This is a genomic window from Vibrio tarriae, assembly GCF_002216685.1.
Lineage (GTDB): Bacteria > Pseudomonadota > Gammaproteobacteria > Enterobacterales > Vibrionaceae > Vibrio > Vibrio tarriae.
Genome location: NZ_CP022352.1, coordinates 984,616 through 1,001,444, shown reverse-complemented (window position 1 = coordinate 1,001,444; position 16,829 = coordinate 984,616). Strand labels below are relative to the sequence as shown.

Annotated in this window: 15 protein-coding genes; 7 read left to right on the top strand and 8 right to left on the bottom strand. The window is 47.3% G+C overall.

What is annotated here, in order from left to right:
• Positions 1–283: 283 nt before the first annotated feature.
• The gene (dcuC, locus tag CEQ48_RS05025) at positions 284–1,651 is read left to right on the top strand and encodes an anaerobic C4-dicarboxylate transporter DcuC (RefSeq protein ID WP_146779273.1); all 1,368 of its coding nucleotides are present in this window, start codon (positions 284–286) and stop codon (positions 1,649–1,651) included.
• Between the two features lie 97 nt (positions 1,652–1,748).
• Here dcuC and CEQ48_RS05020 read toward each other — a convergent pair whose 3' ends face one another.
• The 3 genes from CEQ48_RS05020 to narQ all read right to left on the bottom strand — a co-directional run bounded on the left by CEQ48_RS05020 (position 1,749) and on the right by narQ (position 5,636).
• Positions 1,749–3,119, bottom strand: coding sequence for an L-serine ammonia-lyase (locus tag CEQ48_RS05020; protein WP_089070469.1), 1,371 nt, complete (start codon positions 3,117–3,119; stop codon positions 1,749–1,751).
• Positions 3,120–3,334: 215 nt separating this feature from the next.
• Entirely contained in the window at positions 3,335–3,958 is a 624-nt protein-coding gene (locus CEQ48_RS05015; RefSeq protein WP_089070468.1) for a response regulator, read from the bottom strand.
• Complete coding sequence (gene narQ / locus CEQ48_RS05010; RefSeq protein ID WP_232477836.1) at positions 3,948–5,636, bottom strand: nitrate/nitrite two-component system sensor histidine kinase NarQ; 1,689 nt, start codon at positions 5,634–5,636, stop codon at positions 3,948–3,950. The genes CEQ48_RS05015 and narQ overlap by 11 nt, the downstream gene beginning before the upstream one ends.
• Before the next feature lie 232 nt (positions 5,637–5,868).
• Here narQ and napF point away from each other — a divergent pair, with 232 nt between their 5' ends.
• The 6 genes from napF to CEQ48_RS04980 all read left to right on the top strand — a co-directional run bounded on the left by napF (position 5,869) and on the right by CEQ48_RS04980 (position 10,451).
• Entirely contained in the window at positions 5,869–6,363 is a 495-nt protein-coding gene (napF, locus tag CEQ48_RS05005) for a ferredoxin-type protein NapF (protein WP_198301092.1), read from the top strand.
• A 26-nt stretch (positions 6,364–6,389) separates the two neighbouring features.
• Positions 6,390–6,710 carry a chaperone NapD gene (locus tag CEQ48_RS05000; RefSeq protein WP_181715215.1) on the top strand — a complete coding sequence of 107 codons (321 nt, stop codon included), beginning with the start codon at positions 6,390–6,392 and terminating at the stop codon, positions 6,708–6,710.
• Entirely contained in the window at positions 6,707–9,196 is a 2,490-nt protein-coding gene (gene napA / locus CEQ48_RS04995) for a periplasmic nitrate reductase subunit alpha (protein ID WP_089070464.1), read from the top strand. Before CEQ48_RS05000 ends, napA begins: the two co-directional genes overlap by 4 nt.
• Before the next feature lie 66 nt (positions 9,197–9,262).
• Positions 9,263–9,718 carry a nitrate reductase cytochrome c-type subunit gene (locus CEQ48_RS04990; RefSeq protein ID WP_000744358.1) on the top strand — a complete coding sequence of 152 codons (456 nt, stop codon included), beginning with the start codon at positions 9,263–9,265 and terminating at the stop codon, positions 9,716–9,718.
• Between the two features lie 17 nt (positions 9,719–9,735).
• Entirely contained in the window at positions 9,736–10,311 is a 576-nt protein-coding gene (locus tag CEQ48_RS04985) for a NapC/NirT family cytochrome c (protein WP_000670286.1), read from the top strand.
• 11 nt (positions 10,312–10,322) lie between these two features.
• A complete protein-coding gene (locus tag CEQ48_RS04980) occupies positions 10,323–10,451 on the top strand; it encodes a TIGR02808 family protein (RefSeq protein ID WP_000105479.1) in 129 nt (42 codons plus the stop codon).
• Positions 10,452–10,494: 43 nt separating this feature from the next.
• Here the strand turns inward: CEQ48_RS04980 and CEQ48_RS04975 are convergent, their stop codons facing one another.
• From CEQ48_RS04975 to CEQ48_RS04955, 5 genes are all read right to left on the bottom strand, one after another.
• Positions 10,495–11,763 carry an HD-GYP domain-containing protein gene (locus tag CEQ48_RS04975; RefSeq protein WP_089070463.1) on the bottom strand — a complete coding sequence of 423 codons (1,269 nt, stop codon included), beginning with the start codon at positions 11,761–11,763 and terminating at the stop codon, positions 10,495–10,497.
• Positions 11,764–12,092: 329 nt separating this feature from the next.
• Positions 12,093–13,868, bottom strand: a complete 1,776-nt coding sequence (locus tag CEQ48_RS04970; protein ID WP_089070462.1) for a class I poly(R)-hydroxyalkanoic acid synthase — start codon at positions 13,866–13,868, stop codon at positions 12,093–12,095.
• Positions 13,869–13,925: 57 nt separating this feature from the next.
• Positions 13,926–14,273, bottom strand: coding sequence for a phasin family protein (locus tag CEQ48_RS04965; RefSeq protein ID WP_000287820.1), 348 nt, complete (start codon positions 14,271–14,273; stop codon positions 13,926–13,928).
• Positions 14,274–14,302: 29 nt separating this feature from the next.
• On the bottom strand, positions 14,303–15,508 hold the full coding sequence (locus tag CEQ48_RS04960; RefSeq protein WP_089070461.1) for an acetyl-CoA C-acetyltransferase: 1,206 nt from the start codon (positions 15,506–15,508) through the stop codon (positions 14,303–14,305).
• Positions 15,509–15,520: 12 nt separating this feature from the next.
• Complete coding sequence (locus tag CEQ48_RS04955; protein ID WP_089070460.1) at positions 15,521–16,261, bottom strand: SDR family oxidoreductase; 741 nt, start codon at positions 16,259–16,261, stop codon at positions 15,521–15,523.
• Between the last annotated feature and the right edge of the window lie 568 nt (positions 16,262–16,829).

Here is a 16,829-nt window from a genome sequence, read left to right as displayed (position 1 = left end):
TTTGAAATTCTCTGCTACTTTGTGATGAACTTTCATTCACACAACAATAGTCAATACCAACCAAGTATCCATTTTCAGAATAAATAACCAATTTTTCATTTATTACAACACTAAGCAGTTATAAAAAAATTCTTAACAAGAATTAATCACTAAAAATAATTGATATTTTTATTGCTGTAGATCATGCAAAGTGCAAGTTGAACTCGTGCTACAAATTAATTTTCAGTAAATTCCTGACATACTATTTACAGTTTGAAATAAACGGAAATTTTTGGAGATTGCTATGCTTGAGCTTCTGATTGGCTTAGTCGTGACCTTTGCGGTTGGCTATTTCATCGTTAAAGGCTATAAGCCTGCGGGAATCCTACTCACCGCAGGGATTTTGCTACTCATTTTAACTGGTATCTTGGGTCACAAGGTGCTGCCCGGAAAAATGGTTTCAACCGGTAACCTACTCACCGATGCGATGGAGTATGTTAAATACATGCTGCAAAACCGTGGCGGTGGCTTAGGTATGCAAATCATGCTGTTGTGCGGTTTTGCTTCCTACATGACGCACATAGGTGCCAATAATGTGGTGGTAAAACAGTTTTCTAAACCACTCTCTTTTATCAAATCGCCTTACATCTTGTTGGTCGCAGCCTACATTGTTGCTTGTTTGATGTCTCTTGCGGTGAGCTCTGCAACCGGTCTTGGCGTGCTGTTAATGGCGACCCTATTCCCTATGATGACCGCGATGGGTATTTCTCGCCCTGCTGCGGTGGCGGTGTGTGCATCGCCTGCTGCAATCATTTTGTCTCCAACCTCTGGTGACGTGGTGATCGCTGCAGAAAAATCAGGCTTACCTCTGCACGTATTTGCGGTTGAAACCGTATTGCCAGTCTCGATCTGCGCCATCATTGTTATGGCGGCAGCAGCATACTTCTGGAATAAATACCTCGACCAGAAAGACAATACGCCAATGGAGAAAGTGGATCTTTCTGAGATGGAAGTGAAAGCGCCAGCGTATTATGCGATTCTGCCTTTCTTACCGATCATCGGTGTGTTCGTTTTCAACGGTGAAACTCTGCCTGGTATTACTCTAGACATCTACACCATCGTTGTTCTGTCTATCTTTATCGGCGTGGTAGTGGATTACATTACTAAACGCTTTAAAGGCAAAGAAACACTGGAAGATCTGGAAGCTTGCTATGCAGGTATGGCGGATGCGTTCAAAGGCGTGGTAATGCTGTTAGTCGCAGCGGGTGTGTTTGCACAAGGCTTGATGTCGATTGGAGCCATTGACAACCTACTGCACTTAGCAGAAGTCGCTGGTGCTGGCGGTATTGCTCTGATGTTGATTCTGACTGGTTTAACCGTCGCCGCTGCGATTGCCACCGGTTCAGGCAACGCGCCTTTCTATGCGTTTGTGGAATTGGCTCCGTCGCTGGCTGCGAAAATGGGACTCAACCCCGCATTCCTGATTATTCCTATGCTGCAAGCCTCAAACCTTGGCCGCACCATTTCTCCAGTTTCTGGCGTGGTGGTGGCAACCGCGGGTATGGGTAAAATCAGCCCATTCGAAGTGGTAAAACGTACTTCTGTGCCTGTGTTACTGGGCCTTGTTACGGTGATCATCGGCACTATGGTACTGGTACCCATGCACGCTTAACTGTCCGTGTTATGACCAACATTCAAAAGGGCGTGAAATCACGCCCTTTTCTTTTTGAGTCGTATAAGCAACTCGTAAAAACATTTCAAATTCTGGATTATTCACAAGGGGGCGCGAGGTGGATTAGCGCCAATCCTCCGAGCGAAGTTTCGCGATATTTCTTATTCATATCTTTTCCAGTCTGATACATGGTTTCAATCACCTTATCGAGTGAAATCAGACATTTGCTGGTACGTTTGAGCGCCATGCGCGAAGCATTGATCGCTTTCACTGCGCCCATCGCGTTACGCTCAATACAAGGTACTTGCACCAAACCGCCTATCGGGTCGCAAGTCATCCCTAATGAGTGCTCCATAGCAATTTCTGCCGCCATGCAGATTTGCTCATTACTGCCACCACGCAAAGCCGTTAAGCCTGCGGCGGCCATAGAGGAAGAAACGCCTACTTCGCCCTGACAACCCACCTCAGCTCCGGAAATGGAGGCATTGGTTTTGTACAAGATACCGATCGCGCCAGACACGGCGAGAAAATCCTTAAGCTGCTTGGTATCAAGCGCCTTGATAAAACGGTGGTAATACATCAAAACCGCAGGGATCACGCCCGCGGCTCCATTGGTGGGCGATGTCACCACTTGCCCGCCAGCGGCATTCTCCTCACTCACCGCAAAAGCAAAGAGGTTAATCCAGTCCATCACTTCCATCGGATCATTTTCAATCGCCGCATTGGCTTCAAGTTTTTTCAGTAAACTCGGCGCACGGCGAGTGACATTTAATCCCCCTTCTAAAATGCCTTCGGTCGTAAAACCACGCTCCATACACTGACTCATCACTCGCCAGATTTGATCGGCTTTCGCATCAATCACCGCCATGTCTTGAAACGCCAATTCATTACGCAAAATCATTCCGCCTAAACTCAAACCATGTTTTTCAGCTTGGTCGAGCATTTCATCTGCGCTTCGGAAAGGATAAGTAACGGAAACATCGGCACTGGTAGTGCCATTTTTCAGCTGTTCAGCGGTGGCAACAAAACCACCACCTACTGAGTAATAGGTTTCAAAATCAAGCTGTTGCCCTTGATTATCAAACGCGCTCAGCGTCATACCATTTTCGTGCAGCGGCAGATTATCTTGATGAAAAAGAAGATCCTGATGGTAATCGAAGGTAATGTCATGCTGACCGTTGAGACGCAACTTACCCGTTTGCAACGCTTCACGAAGAGTCTGATTAGCTTCACCAATCTTGATGGTGGCAGGTTGATTTCCCATTAAGCCAAGTAAGGTAGCACGATCAGTGTGGTGCCCTTTTCCCGTTAAAGACAGCGAGCCATACAGATCCACTTGTATGCGAGCAACTTTATTCAGTTGTGGCAATAACTGCTGCACAAAACGGTAACCTGCAATCATCGGCCCATTGGTATGCGAGCTGGAAGGGCCAACCCCAATTTTGTAAATATCAAAGATTGAGAGCATAACTTTCCCCTTTGTATATACCCAAACGACTTGGCGTTGCAGGTAGGCGGCAAGTGAGTTCATCCCCATGAGCATAGATAAACAGTATGATTGGGGTGAACGAACGTAGCCAACACCGTTGCAGCTTCAAGTAGGAAGGGTTGAACACCTTAGGTCATCGTTACCCGTAAGTATATACCCGTTCAACGCTCTCGCTCAGGGGAAAGCTTTCACTATCAGTTAGCATACCGCTCTAGATAAAGAATCGTGGCGGCGGTGCGTGACGGCACATCGAGCTTTTTCAGTAAGCTTTTCATGTGCACTTTGACGGTAGATTCAGAAATAAACAGGCGGTCGGCGATTTGTCGATTGCGATAACCCTTTGCCACTTCTGACATAATTTGCATTTCGCGTTCCGTCAGTGCTTCAAAAGGATTACTCGTATGCTCGCGATTTAAAAGGTAGCGTTCGACCGACTCACTAAAAGCTTTTTCGCCTTGCATAGCTTGTTTAAGCAGCGCCACCAGTTGATCCGGCTCAGTATCTTTGAGGAGATAGCCATCAGCCCCCGCTTTGACTAATGCTTCAATATCTGCGGCGCTGTCTGAAACCGTGAGGATCACCACGTAAGCATCACACTCATCGGTGCGCAGCGCGGTCAGTGTATCCAATCCCGACATCCCTTTCATATTGAGATCGAGCAAGATTAAATCCGGTTGCAAATCGTGGGCTAACGCAATGGCTTCTGCGCCATTACCTGCTTCAGCCACTACGTCAAACTCCTTTTCAAAGCTCAATAACTGGTTAATACCGCGGCGCATCAGCGGGTGATCATCCACTAAAAGGACTCTACAACTCATTTTTATTTTTCTCCTCGCTTTGTTGGTAAGTCAGCACCACTTTGCAGCCTTTACCCGGAGCGGATTCAACCTTTAATTCGCCACGTAAACGGGCGGCGCGTTCTTGCATTATGCTCATACCATAATGGTTGAGCTTGTAATCTTGCGGATCGAAGCCAACCCCATCATCTTCAATCGTGACTTGGACTTGCCCCTGCTGCTCTTGGCAGTTGACATTAATTTTAGTGGCTTTAGCGTGCTTTATCGCGTTAATCGTTGCTTCACGAATCAACTGCACCAAATGCACTTGCTGATGAGCATCCAACGCAATCGAGGAAAGCGCGTTATTGAGTTCAATTTTCGCTTCCGTTTGCCCCGAAAGCTGGGTCAGCATGCCCAGTAGAGACTGACCAAAACTGCCTTCGGTTAAGGTTAGGCGAAAGGTGGTAAGTAGTTCACGCAGCTGTGTATAAGCATCCGACAGACCTTTATCAATCTCGCTGATGATGCTTTCAGTCTTACTCAAATCTCCACAAGGTTTTAGAGGCATAACTGAGCGTTTCAACAAGGTCAACTGGATCTTCAAATATGAGAGCGATTGCGCAAGCGAATCATGCAGTTCTCGCGCTATAGTGGCTCGCTCTTCCATTAACAGTAGTTGCTCTGCTTGGCGCTGCGCTTGATTGTAGTAAATCGCGCGCGACAATATCAGCGCAAAGTTATCAATCAGAGCCCGATCTGGCTCAGGCGAGCCCGCTTCCCAATACAAAAAGCCAAGATGGCGGCCATCTAAAGTGAGTGGCGTTTGTAACATCGCGGCGCCACTTGGCTTCCCTTCTTGCAAAATCAATGGCTTGCCGGCTTCCTCTTCAATTTCTAATCGAAGAGCACAAATCCCTTCCAACGCGACCCAATGACGCAAAATGGTTTGGAAGTTACTCGCCGTGATCCTTGAAGCCGTCAGTTCTTGCGAAGAGTGATACAAGAGCTGCAGCGATTGATTGGCCATTTGCAGCTTGTAGGTTTTCTCATTCACTGCGTGCTCTAGCCCACGATAAAGTTTGCCGAGATCGCCTGCCATACTGTTAAACGTTCGGCTGAGGATCCCCATTTCAGTGCTGCTGGTTTCCTCCAGCGTGACATCAAAATTTCGATTTTTGATCTTTTCGCTGGCATCGACCATGGCATTGAGCGGCCTGACCACTTGCTCGCGGATGTAATAAACCACAAATAGGGATACCGCAAAAATCCCACCTAAACCAAAACTGCCTACTGCGGCTAACGCAATCAATTTACGCTCAGAAAAGCGCTGTAACTTGAGTACAAAGCCATCTACTAAGCTGACAAAAGGCGCGACTTGGTCAAGATATTGCGCTTTTTGGTCACTATTGAGCACTTTTTTGAGCTCATGCCAGCGTTCAATTAATTGGTAGTAATCTTGTTGAATGTCACTGGGTACCGTCCAGTCCAGCAAAGCGAGCATGGAGGGTGAGTACAGTGAGTTTTCAAACAGAAAAATGTGCGCCTTGTAGTCATGGGATTGAGCTTGGATGTCATACGCCAAACGATAACTCTGCATGCGCATAGAGCCGGAAACGTTCACCGCTTCTGCATCATTCAAAGAAGACGCCAAAGTGACAATGGCAACCCCAGTCGTCAATGCCGAGAGAAACAAAATCAATAACATGGCTTTCGCCATAGTACGGGTTAATGAATGTCGTACTGAACTGAACAATGCAGTGTCTCTCTGATTGATAACCAAGCTTCCACCTCTTTAGGGCTACACACTATCCGAAACGAGCAGGTTAATTTATTGATCCAAAACAATCCACCACCCCATTTACCTCCTAAGAGGTATTTATACAAATATGTCAAAAACTACAATTTGTGTGTGGAAATATGGCAGGTTGTGAACAGGTGTGGAGAAAAACATGGTCGACTTAAATAAACGACGTTGGTTCACTCCGAATCGTCAGCCCAACCAAAGCCAAGTTCGGCTGCCTTGGTTAGCGCGTCCACACGCGTTTACCGATGAATGTACTCGCTGCGGCAAGTGCGTTACCGCGTGTGAAACTCACATTATCGAAAAAGGCGATGGCGGCTTTCCCACTGTTAATTTTTCGATGGATGAGTGCACGTTTTGTTACCAGTGCGCACAGATCTGTCCGGAGCCACTCTTCGTGGCGCAAAACGAAGCGCCATGGCAAGCAGAGGTGCACATTGCCCATCACTGTTTGGCTCAACAGCAAGTGGAGTGCCGCTCTTGCCAAGATGCCTGCCCAGAAGAGGCGATTCATTTTGCTTTGCAAATCGGCCGCACCGCAAGCCCGCAGGTTAACAACGACCTGTGCTCCGGTTGCGGAGCTTGCGTTTCGGTTTGTCCCAGTAACGCAATGACGGTTCACTACACCCAACACATCGCTTAAACAGCGTGGATAAATTGGAGAGCAAGATGTCACAACCCTCAGCTTCACTGCACGAAGTACACATTTCCAGCTTGGTGGTTCACACCTTGCCAGAGCATTTGCTCACAGTGAAACAGCAGATGAGCGAGCTGCGTGATGTGGAAATTTACGGCGAGGATCCGCAAGGCAAACTCGTCGTGGTGATTGAAACCGATCGTCAAGGCTTCATCACCGAAACCATAGAACATATCAATAATCTTCCCAATGTGCTCAACGCTTTTCTGGTGTTTCATCAGGTAGAGACGGTAACGGAAGACGAACTATTACACACTGGAAATACCTTTTCTGAACTCGAGGGTAATGTATGAAAATGACCAGACGTGCGTTTGTGAAAGCAAACGCAGCCGCCTCAGCTGCGGCGGTTGCAGGGATCACCCTCCCCGCTTCTGCCACCAACTTGATCGCTAGCTCCGATCAAACCGCGATTCATTGGGACAAAGCGCCTTGTCGTTTTTGTGGTACAGGTTGCTCTGTGCTGGTCGGTACCCAAGATGGTCGCGTTGTCGCAACTCAAGGTGACCCTGAAGCGCCAGTGAACAAAGGCCTTAACTGCATTAAAGGCTACTTCCTTTCCAAAATCATGTACGGCCAAGATCGCTTAAAAACGCCGCTGCTGCGCATGAAAGATGGCCAATACCACAAAGATGGTGACTTTACCCCTGTCTCTTGGGATACCGCATTTGATGTGATGGCGGAAAAATGGAAAGCCTCGCTTAAAGCCAAAGGCCCAACCAGCGTCGGCATGTTCGGCTCTGGCCAGTGGACAGTGATGGAAGGCTACGCGGCGGTGAAGCTGATGAAAGCGGGCTTTCGTTCTAACAACATTGACCCGAACGCGCGTCACTGTATGGCCTCTGCGGTTGTGGGTTTTATGCGTACCTTTGGTATTGATGAGCCGATGGGCTGTTATGACGACTTTGAACACGCCGATGCGTTTGTGCTTTGGGGCTCCAACATGGCGGAAATGCACCCAGTGCTCTGGACACGCATTACTGACCGTCGCCTAAGTCATCCTCATGTCAAAGTGAATGTGCTCTCAACGTATTACCACCGTTCTTTTGAGTTGGCGGATCATGGCTACATTTTCCACCCACAGTCTGACTTAGCGATTGCCAACTTCATCGCCAACTACATCATTCAAAACGATGCGGTGAACTGGGACTTTGTCAACAAGCACACCCATTTCAAACAAGCGGTCACGGACATCGGTTACGGTCTGCGTGACGATCACCCTCTACAGAAAAAGGCGAAAAACGCCAACTCCGGTGATGTCAGCGATATTTCGTTTGAAGAGTACAAAAAATCGGTTGCGCCTTACACGGTTGAAAAAGCGTCTGAAATTTCCGGAGTATCACCGGATAAACTGATCACGCTCGCAAAGCAGTATGCCGATCCAAACACCAAAGTGATGTCACTCTGGACCATGGGGATGAACCAACATACTCGCGGTGTTTGGATGCAAAGCTTGGTGTACAACCTGCACTTGCTTACTGGCAAAATCGCCACCCCAGGCAATAGCCCATTCTCACTGACGGGGCAGCCATCAGCCTGTGGTACGGCGCGTGAAGTGGGTACCTTTGCACACCGTCTGCCAGCCGACATGGTGGTCGCTAACCCTAAACACCGTGCGATTGCCGAAAAAGTGTGGAAATTGCCTGAAGGCACTATCCCACCAAAACCAGGCTTCCATGCGGTGCAGCAAGACCGCATGCTCAAAGACGGCGTACTGAACTGTTACTGGGTGCAATGTAATAACAACATGCAAGCCGGTCCAAACATCAATGAAGAGCGTTTACCGGGCTACCGCAACCCTGAAAACTTCATTGTGGTATCGGATGCTTACCCAACCGTAACGGCGCAAGCGGCTGACCTTGTTCTGCCAACCGCCATGTGGGTAGAAAAAGAAGGCGCGTACGGCAACGCCGAGCGTCGTACCCAAGTGTGGTATCAACAAGTGAAGACTATCGGTGAATCTCACTCAGATTCATGGCAAGTGATTGAGTTTTCAAAACGCTTCAAAGTCGAAGAAGTGTGGCCGGAAGAACTGCTGGCAAAAGCACCGCAATACCGTGGCAAAACCCTGTATGACGTGCTGTTCAAAAACGGTCAGGTGGACAAGTTCCCACTGAGCGAAGCACGTGAACTCAACGATGATGCCCACCACTTTGGTTTCTATATCCAAAAAGGTCTATTTGAAGAGTATGCCGAGTTCGGCCGAGGCCATGGTCACGATTTAGCGCCTTACGATGTTTACCACCAAGTACGCGGTCTGCGTTGGCCGGTTGTCGATGGCAAAGAAACTAAATGGCGCTTTAAAGAAGGCTCTGACCCTTATGCCAAAGCCGGTTCAGGTTGGGATTTCTACGGCAAACCGGATGGCAAAGCGTGGATCATCTCCTCGCCTTATGAAGCGCCGCCAGAAATGCCGAATGAAGAGTACGATTTATGGCTCTGTACTGGCCGTGTTCTTGAGCACTGGCACACAGGCACTATGACCCGTCGTGTTCCTGAGCTGTATAAAGCGGTACCAGATGCACTGTGCTTTATGCACCATGAAGACGCGCAAGCGCGCGGTTTACGCCGTGGCGATGAAGTGCTGATCTCCAACTCGCGTGGTGAAGTTCGAGTGCGCGTAGAAACTCGCGGTCGTAATAAGCCGCCAAAAGGCTTGGTGTTCGTGCCTTTCTTTGATGCTCGCATTTTGGTCAACAAGTTGATCCTCGATGCGACCGACCCACTCTCGAAGCAGACTGACTTCAAGAAGTGTCCGGTTAAGATCACCAAAGTCGCGTAACCCTGATTGCACTGGGCTGCCCGTCAGCCCAGACCAAGTATTAAGCCGCAAGGCGGAGAATTTACGATGAAAAAACAACTCATTGCCTTACTTTCAGTGTTTACCGTACTGGCTGGCATTGCTCATGCTGAGCTGAACAATCCAGGCGGTATCGGAGGTCTAGAATCACTGCGCGGAGCAACAGAAATTGAAGCGACTCGCGCCGCTGATCCAATGAAGAAATACCCACGCGAACAAGCGCTAGAGAGTGATTTTGTGTATCAACCACCACTCATCCCGCACAACATTCGCAACTATGAAGTATCGTTGAACGCCAACAAGTGCCTTGCTTGCCACAGTTGGAAAAACGCCAAAGAAATGGGCGCAACCAAGATCAGTGTCACTCACTTTGTGAACCGCGAAGATGCGGTACTGTCGGACGTCTCTCCACGCCGCTACTTCTGTTTACAGTGTCACGTCCCTCAGGCGGATGCAAAACCGCTGGTTGAGAACGATTTCGAACGCGTTGATTCACTTCGTTAACCGAAAAGAGGCCATTTATGAAATTTCTTAAAGCGTTTTGGCTTCGTTTATCGAGCCCAAGTAAAGCCGCCGTGGGTGTGGTTTTGCTGATGGGTTTTGTCGGCGGCCTGTTATTTTGGGGCGCCTTCAATACGGGAATGGAAGCGACCAACAGCGAAGAGTTTTGCTCGGGCTGTCACGCGCCGATTGTGGCCGAAATCCAAGAGACGATTCACTATTCCAACCGCTCTGGGGTTCGCGCCATCTGTTCTGACTGCCATGTTCCCCATGAATGGACGGATAAAATTGTGCGTAAAGTGCAAGCCTCCAAGGAATTGGTGGCACATTTTATCGGCACGATTGATACACCAGAAAAGTTTCAAGCACGCCGCGCACACTTAGCCGAACGCGAATGGGCACGCTTGAAAAAGAACGATTCGTTGGAATGTCGAAACTGTCACCAGTTCAACTACATGGATTTTTCTGAGCAAAGTAGCCGAGCAGCGAAGCAACACTCGACCGCACTCGCCTCTGGTGAAAAAACCTGTGTGGATTGCCATAAAGGCATCGCACACAACCTACCCGATATGCATGGTGTTGAAGGCTGGCAATAAGGAGAGCCACTATGAGTACTCTTGAATCGATTTTTTGGCACGTGCTCGGTTACAGCGCCATGCCAGTCATCATTCTGGCCGGTTTCCTTGGGGTTGCCGTCGTCTCAATTGGCTTGCTCGCCATGACGAAAGACAAATAGGAATGCAGAGAGAGAAAATCCGGTGCTATTCGCACCGGATTTTTTATGCCCATTCGGTTGGGCTTTCCGCTATCGAGAGCTGATAGTATTGCTGGCTATTGCGCACAATCACATCAAACACTTGGCTATCTAACCGACCACAACTCACTTCGTGACGCATGATATTCATCACCTCATTGAGCGACATGCTGCCGCGATATGGCCTTGCTTGAGTGAGCGCCTGAAACACATCCGCAATCGCAATGATCCGTGAAGGCAGATCAATCGCCGACCCTTGGAGTCCTCTTGGGTAACCCGAACCATCTAAACGCTCATGGTGGTTTCCTGCCCACTCACACACCACAGATTGGCCAAACACCATTTGCAAGGTATAGCGAGAGTCGGTCGAATGGCGTTGAATACAAAGATACTCGCTCTCGTTGAGTTTACCGGGTTTATGCAAGATCTCTTCTGGGGTGTGCAGCTTGCCGATATCGTGAACCAATCCTGTCAGGTAAAGGGCTTTTTGCATCTCCACGTTCAGCCCTAGCTCTTTCGCTAAGTGCTGACAGAGCTCTGCCACTTTTTGCGAATGCTGAAAAGTGAACTGACTTTTCGCATCCACCACGTTTGCCATCAACATCGCGATAGACATGATCTCTTCCACCCCCAACTTCTGCTCAAAAAATGGGGTGGATGGCAAATTGTGACCCATCGCTTCAATATGATGATGCTCCATTGAAAACCAGATGAACTCTTTACTCAGCAAATGTTGCATGGTGCGTACCAAGTCACGCTCGAACAAGCTTCCGCTTAATCGGCCAATTTCTAAACAGACTTGATTACGAGCTTCCTGAGTCACATTGCCATACTCATCTCTTGGATAGAGCTCTTTAAGGTAATCCACTCTATCCGCTAAAAAAATCAACGCCGCGAACCGTTTGTTTCGATCCGAAATAGCCATATTTTTCAGCTCATCCCAAGGTGTATGGTGGTACAAAATCGCATCCGCAAACGGCGCAAGCGGTGGACAATTCGACAGCAACTCATTGCCTCGCACGCAATGCTGCTGGGTATTGTCGGGTTGCATATTTTCGAGTAAACGATAGAAATCACGCTTCTGAGCCACGCCACAGTCATGGATCAAACCCAGCGCAAACACCAGTTGACACTCCTCTTCGCTCCACTCCATGGCTTGAGCACAAGAATAGGCCATATAACCGACACGATGCCCGTGATTGATATCATCCACACCGACCGAGTCGAGCGCTCTTGCGATACAAAAAAATGCCTGCCTTAGATTGACGTTCCATTCGATATTTACCGATTTCATAGTGCAGCCTGTTTATCATCATCTCATTGCTCATTCCATAATAAGAATGTAGTAGACCACCTCAATCTTGCCCAACGAAATGACCAACTCTGCCTGTCAGTGATGCTTCGTGCGTAAAAAATCTTAATGGAAATAATAAATCGGCAGGATATTTGACATCCTATACGAACTACTTGGCGTTGTAGTTAGTTAGGCGGGAAGTAGCTTCCTCTCCCATGAACACAGGCAATCAATGTGGTGAGCCTAAAGAACGTAACCAACACCGCTGCCGCTTCAGGTAGAACAAGTATTTTGAGCAAGAATAACGCCACCCCAAGGTGGCGTTACTTTTAAGCTTCTTGGATGGGTAACACCTGTTTTACATACTCACCCGGTGCACTGTACAACACCGGATAGTCGGCATTGCCTAATGGATAAGGTTCAACTTTGCTGCCATCTGCAAAGCCGTTTAACCACTCATTCCAATGCACCCACCATGAACCTTCTCGGTGCTGAGCCGTTTCCAGCCAATCTTCCGCAGAATCATCCAAGGTGTCGTTAACCCAGTAACCATACTTACGTTTGTCAGGATGGTTAACGATTCCCGCAATATGCCCAGATTCACCCAGCACAAAGGTTTTGTTACCCCCCGTACGCAATGCGCCGCGGTAAGTGCCTTGCCACAGAGCGATGTGATCTTCTTTGGTAGAAATGAAATAACTCGGCACTTTGATTTTATCTAAATCAATCCAGACACCACCGACTTTCACGCCCTTGCCCTGAACCAACTTGTTCTCAAGATAGAGCTCTCGTAACAAGAAGTTATGGCAAGCACCTGCCACGTTAGTGCTGTCGCTATTCCAGTACAGAAGATCAAAATCAACCGGACTCTGCCCTTTCAGGTAGTTGTCCACGTAGTAATTCCAGTACAGGCTATTTTCACGCAGCAAACTGAATGTCACGCTGAGTGAGCGGCCATCCATATAGCCTTTGGCATTATTTTGCAGCTCAATGGCTCGAATAATGGTGTCGTTGATGTAGGCTCCCACTTCTCCCGGTTGAGAGAAATCCAGCAAAGTGGTGAAAAAGCTCGCGGTTTTGATGCGTTTTTTCATGCGTTTAGCCGCGTAGTAAGCGATGGTTGTCGCTAATACTGTTCCACCAATGCAGTAACCTGCCGCGTTGATCTGCTCTTGCCCAGTGATCGATTCAATCGCATTCACCGCTTTAACAACGCCTTCGAGCACATAGTCTTCAAAATTGAGTTGAGCTTGCGCTGCTCCCGGATTACGCCATGAGATCATAAACACAGAGTGTCCTTGCTCGACTAGCCAGCGCACCATGGAGTTTTTCTCACGCAAATCAAGAATGTAGTATTTGTTGATAAAAGGCGGAACGATCAACAGTGGCGTTACTGCCACTTGCTCAGTCAGAGGTTTGTATTGAATAAGCTCAAACACCTCATTTTTGAACACCACTTCACCCGGCGTGTTAGCCACATCTTCACCAAGGCGGAAAGCATTATTGTTGGTCATGCGGATTTTGAGAATATCGGCACTGGACGCGACATCCTCTTTCAGTTGCTCAAGACCCGCAATCAAGTTTTCACCGTTTTTCTCTAAGGTTAGACGCAGCAACTCTGGGTTCGTCGCAATAAAATTGCTCGGAGAAAGCGCATTGATCATCTGACGAGAGAAGAACAAAATCCGCTCTTTGGCTTTTTCATCAAGACCTTCGATAGCATTGATCGTGTCAAGATAAGTCTTACTGAACAGCAGATAGGATTGTTTGATGAAGTTGAAGAAAGGATCTTGCTGCCACGCTTCATGGCTAAAACGCTTATCCCCTTTTTCGGCTTCCATGATGGATTGAATTTTCGACTCAAGCACCACTTTTTGCCAAATCTGGAGTTGCTGCTCCCACCATTGGGTTTGCACTTTCAGCAGAGCTGCAGGTTGATTGGCGGCTTGCTCAAAGAACTTGAGCGAGTCTTCCAGATTCACTTCTTGCATCGCTTTATTGAGTGGGGAATTCACGGCGGCTTTGCTCTGTTCGACCTCTTTCCACCAACGCTGATTCACTTGTTGTAATTGGACAAGGTAGTCCGTAAAGGCATGTTGGAACATACACTTACTCCTTAAAACAGAAAAAAGCGCCGCCCGTAGGCGGCGCGAAATACAGTGTTACGCAGGGGTCACTGTCTTAAGGTTTTCAGAGGCAAGTTTTTCTACATCATCTTTAAACTCTTTCGCGATGTTTTGCAGTTTTTTGCTGTCATCCATCATTTGCTGAGAGAGTTTATTCAGCACGCCTAACTGCTGTGAGTTAAATGCAGTTAAAGAGGTTACATCCTTGATTTCACTGGCAGCTTTCATCTGCGCCAGACCTAACTCGCTATAAGTGCGGATGGCATTGAGTTGTAGCTCAGTCAGCACTTCAACATTCTTGGTCACCAACTTGTTGAACTTGATATACGGTTCGAAGTTCTTCTCAGTTTGATCGCTGAATGTTTTAAAAAATTCCGTGTACATACGTTATCTCCTAGTGAATGAATCTAAAGTTAAACTGTTTTAATCACGATCGCGGTGCCCATGCCACCGCCGACGCAGAGTGAAGCAACGCCATAGTGTTTTTGGCGACGCTGTAATTCATGAATTAAAGTCACCAGAATGCGGTTACCCGATGCCCCTAGTGGATGCCCTAACGCAATGGCACCGCCATTAACGTTGGCTTTTTCTAAAATCGCCTCAGGTTGAATCGCGTGTTGCTCAGCTAAACCGTAAACGACACCTAATGCTTGAGCAGCAAACGCTTCGTTAAGTTCAAACAGATCAACCTGAGTGATAGATAATTCTGCTTTCGCTAATGCTTGAGTGACTGCACTCACAGGCCCTAAACCCATGACTTTCGGATCCAACCCTGTTTGTGCATAACTCATAATTTCTGCGATAGGGGTTAAGCCTAGTTTTTTTACCGCACTTTCACTGGCGATAATCACCGCACTGGCACCATCGTTAATTCCAGAAGCATTACCTGCGGTAACCGTACCTTGAGCATCGAACGCAGCGCGCAAGCCTTGCAATGCTGCCAACGTGGTCGTCGGTTTGGGGTATTCATCCGTATCAAACACGACGGTTTCACGGCGTTTTTTGACCGAAATAGGCACAATTTCTCGCTTGAAGTGTCCGGCCTCAATAGCCGCTGTCGCTTTCATTTGGCTTGCCAGCGCAAACTCATCTTGTGTTTGACGAGCGATGTCGAACTGTTTGGCGATATTTTCTGCCGTCACACCCATGTGATATTGATTGAAAACATCGGTCAAACCGTCATGAATGAGCAGATCTTTTACTTCAAACGCTCCCATTTTCTGCCCATCTCGTAAGCTGGCAGGCGTAACAAATGGGATTTGTGACATGACCTCAACACCAGCAGCCACAACGACAGAAGCATCCCCCGCTTTGATGTGCGCAACTGCATCCATCACCGATTTCATCCCACTGCCACACACCATATTGATGCTGTAAGCTGGAACCGACTGTGGAACGCCAGCTGCTAAAGCCGCTTGACGCCCAACACCCATGCCTTGTCCGGCACTCACAACGTTACCAACAATCACTTCATCAACAGCTTCAGGTTTGACTTGTGCGGCTTCAAGAGCGGCTTGGATGACTTGCCCTGCCAAAGCACCTGCCGAACACTCTTTAAGTGAACCACCAAAAGCTCCGATAGCTGAGCGCTTTGCGCCCACGATATAGATCTTTTCCATATTTCCTCCTACTTAGCGCATGTATAAGCCGCCGTTCACCGACAAGGTTTCCCCTGTGATATAGGCGGCGGCATCGCTGGCTAAGTAACTGACGGCATTGGCTATCTCTTCCGGCTTAGCCAAGCGTTTCATGGGCACTTGATCCACAATGGATTGCAAAACTTCAGCGCGCATTTGCTCAACCATTGGCGTCAGCGTATAGCCGGGTGCAATCACGTTAACCGTCACACCGTAGCGTGCGCCTTCTGCAGCTAATGCTTTAGAAAAACCAATCATCCCAGCTTTGGCAGCCGAATAGTTAGTTTGACCAAACTGACCTTTGAGACCATTAACCGAGGAGATATTGATGATTCGACCAAACCCTTTTTCACACATAGCGGCAAACAAAGGCTGGGTGACATTGAATACGCTATTGAGGTTAGTATCTATGACCTCTTTCCATGCTTGATGGGGCATTTTCTTGAACACACTGTCACGCGTGATACCTGCGTTATTAACCACCACATCAATGGTGCCTTCTTCTTCAAGCAGTTGGGCTAAACGCTCAGCACACTCTTCGGTATTGGTGACGTCTAGCTCTAAGAGGCGTACTTGATCCTCGGTAAATTGTTTTTCATTAAACCAATCTAACGCACATTGGTAATTGCCCGTGTAGTAAGTGGCAATGACTCGATAACCTTCACTGACCAACTGGGTTGAAATTGCAGAACCAATCCCGCCTTTCGATCCTGTGATCAAAGCGATTTTTCTCATTCAAGACTCCATTCTCAACAGCAATACTAACTCGTGCCTGTTCGACTAAAGCGGCAGATAAATTAACTACATCATCAATAGTCGCAGGCATATTACGCTCAAAATTAAAAACTAATGTGTAATAACAAGTCATCGCCTTCTTTAAATTATTTATTAAACAATCAATTAGATAGGCTAATTCAATTTACTTGTTATCTTTAAACCTAATCCAGGTTTATGACATTTCAAATTCAGTTCTGTGTATTTTTTAAAAAGTTGATCTAAATCTACATTTCAATGAAATGGCAATAAACACCAAAGTAAATATATAACCATGAAAGTAAAGGAATATGAATTAATGACATTGTCATACCTAATGAAATGCATAACGTTTTCAGTAAGATACAAAAGTTAATCTGTTCTCATAAGTTTTTATTAGCAACAAGATTGAGATCAAAAATAAATATCAAAACTATCGATTACATGATTCAGAATTCCAATAAGAATTTTTAATTAAGAATCTACTTAACTAAATAATTTTATCAGCTCTATATAATCCAAAGCTTATAATTTCCTATCTATAAAACTA